This is a genomic window from Corynebacterium sp. HMSC069E04 (genome assembly GCF_001813175.1).
In the GTDB taxonomy this organism is placed as follows: Bacteria; Actinomycetota; Actinomycetes; order Mycobacteriales; family Mycobacteriaceae; genus Corynebacterium; species Corynebacterium aurimucosum.
In genome coordinates, this window is record NZ_KV811679.1 from 35369 (window position 1) to 38130 (window position 2762).

Genomic DNA, 2762 nt, shown 5'->3' on the forward strand with positions numbered 1-2762 from the left:
TCAAGGACGGCAAGCCGGACGGCGAGCCGAGCATCAACATCGAGCAGACCAAGGCCCCGAAGAAGGCCAAGATCCGCATCGGTACCAAGACCACTGGTGAGAACACCGAGACCTATAAGGCTGAGGCGCCATACAAGGTCGTCGTTAAGTACGACCCGAACATGCCTGCCGGTGAGTCCAAGGTGACCACCAAGGGTGAGCCGGGTGAGAAGACGGTGACCATCAAGCGTGATATCACCAACTCCAAGCCGGGCGATCCGCAGATCACTGAAGAGATCACCAAGAAGCCGGTAGATGAGGTCATTACCGTCGGCACCAAGCCGTCTGAGGCTTCCGAAAAGGTTGAGTGGAAGGCTCAGGTCCCGTTCGACGTCGAGACTCGTCCGAACCCGGAACTGAAGCCGGGTGAGATCAAGGTCGTTCAGGAAGGTGTGCCGGGCGAGAAGACCTACACCGCTGACTTCTCTGCCAAGGGTGACCAGGCAACGGTCACGCCGGAGGAGAAGCAGACCAAGGCTCCGGTTAACCAGATCATCGAGTACGGTCCGGCGGCCGAGGACACCTCTGTGGTGACCAAGGTTGAGAAGCCGGTTCCGTTTGAGACCGAAATCATCTTCGATGACTCCCTCGAGGAGGGTGAGCAGGTCATCGATGAGCAGGGTGAGCTTGGTACCGAGGTTGTGACCTCTACCCAGAAGATCAAGGACGGCAAGCCGGACGGCGAGCCGACCGTGACCACTGAGCAGACCAAGGCCCCGAAGAACGCGAAGATCCGCGTTGGCACCAAGACCACCGGTGAGACCAAGAAGAACGTTGAGTCTGAGGTTCCGTTCGGTGTGAAGATCGAGTTCGATCCGAACATGCCTGCTGGTACGTCTGAGGTTGTCACCGAGGGCAAGCCTGGTAAGAAGACCACCACGGTGACCCAGAAGGTCACTAACTCCCAGCCGGATGGTGAGGCCACCGTTGAGGAGAAGGTCACCGAAGAGCCGGTTGACCAGGTGATCAAGGTCGGTACCAAGCCGTCGGAGACTTCCGAGAAGGTTGAGTGGAAGGCTCAGATTCCGTTCGAGGTTGAGACTCGTCCGAACCCGGAGCTGAAGCCGGGTGAGATCAAGGTTGTTCAGAAGGGTGTTCCGGGTGAGAAGACCTACACCGCTGATTTCACCGCCAAGGGCAATGACGCAACCGTCACGCCTGAGGAGAAGCAGACCAAGGACCCAGTCAGCGAGATCATCGAGTACGGTCCGGCCGCTGAGGACACCACTGTGGTGACCAAGGTTGAAAAGCCGGTTCCGTTCGAGACTGAGATCGTTTTCGATGACTCTCTTGAAGAGGGTCAGCAGAAGGTTGACCAACAGGGTGAGCTTGGCACTGAGGTTGTGACTTCTACTCAGAAGATCGTGGATGGCAAGCCGTCTGGTGATCCTGAGGTGAGCACTGAGCGAACCAAGGAGCCGACCAAGCAGATCATCCGCGTGGGTACCAAGACCACAGGTAAGAACACTGAGTCCATTGAGACTGAGGTTCCGTACGAGGTGAAGGTCGTCTACGACCCGAGCCTGAAGCCGGGCGAGTCCAAGGTCACTCAGGAAGGCAAGCCGGGCAAGAAGAAGGTGACGATCGACCGTGACATCGTCAACTCCAAGCCGGGCGACCCGGAGATTACTGAAGAGATCATCGAGAAGCCGGTTGAGAAGATTGTCGCTGTCGGCACCAAGCCGGCTGAGGCAACCAACAAGGCAACTTGGGTTGCGCCGCTGCCGTACGACACGATCGTGCGCGTGAACCCGGAGCTGAAGCCAGGTGAGATGAAGGTTGTCCAGAAGGGCGAATACGGCGAGAAGGAATTCACAGCCGACTTCACCGCGAAGGAGAACACCTCCACGGTGAACACCACCGAGCAGGTAACCAAGCAGCCGGTTGAGCAGATCATCGAGTACGGTCCGAAGATTGACGACAGCGAGGTAGTGACCAAGCTGGAGAAGTCTGTTCCGTTCGAGACTGAAATCGTCTTCGATCCGAATCTGAAGGCGGGCGAGCAGGTCGTCGATAAGCAGGGCGAGCTGGGTACTGAGGTCGTCACTTCCACTCAGAAGATCGTGGACGGTAAGCCTTCCGGCGAGCCGACCGTGACCACCGAGCGCACCAAGGAGCCGAGCAACGCGGTCATCCGTGTGGGTACCAAGACTGACCCTGTTTCCGACAAGGTCGAATGGACTGAGAAGACCCCGTACGATACCGAGATTCGCGTGAACCCGGACCTGCAGCCGGGTGAGACCAAGGTTGTCCAAGAAGGCACGCCTGGTGAGACCAAGCACACCGTCACGGTGACTGTTGATAACGGCGAGGTGAGCAAGGAGGAGTCTTCTGAGGAAATCAGCAAGCCTTCCCCGCGCATCATCGAGGTTGGTCCGGCTGAAAACCAGACTGAGCTGACGGATAAGCACACCGAGGAGATTCCGTACGAGACCATCATTGAGTACGACCCGAACCTCGAAGCGGGCAAGGTCGAAGAGGACCAGCCTGGTGTCAATGGTGAGAAGGAAGTTTCCAAGACTTGGAAGCTTGTAAACGGTGAGCCTGTGGGCGATCCGGAGACTACCGAGACGGTGACGAAGGATAAGCAGGACCGCAAGATCCGCGTTGGCACCAAGTGCAACTGCGATAAGCCGACGGGCCCAGACACTCCGGACAAGCCGGACAACCCGGACAAGCCGGACAACCCGGACGAGCCAGGCAACCCCGATGAGCCAGGCAAC

The 2762-nt window shown here is 58.1% G+C and carries 1 protein-coding gene; it reads left to right on the plus strand.

The genetic code is table 11. The annotated features are described in order from the left end of the window. The coding region (locus HMPREF2896_RS12435; RefSeq protein ID WP_210388750.1) for a G5 domain-containing protein at positions 1–2762 on the plus strand (2762 nt) is incomplete at both ends.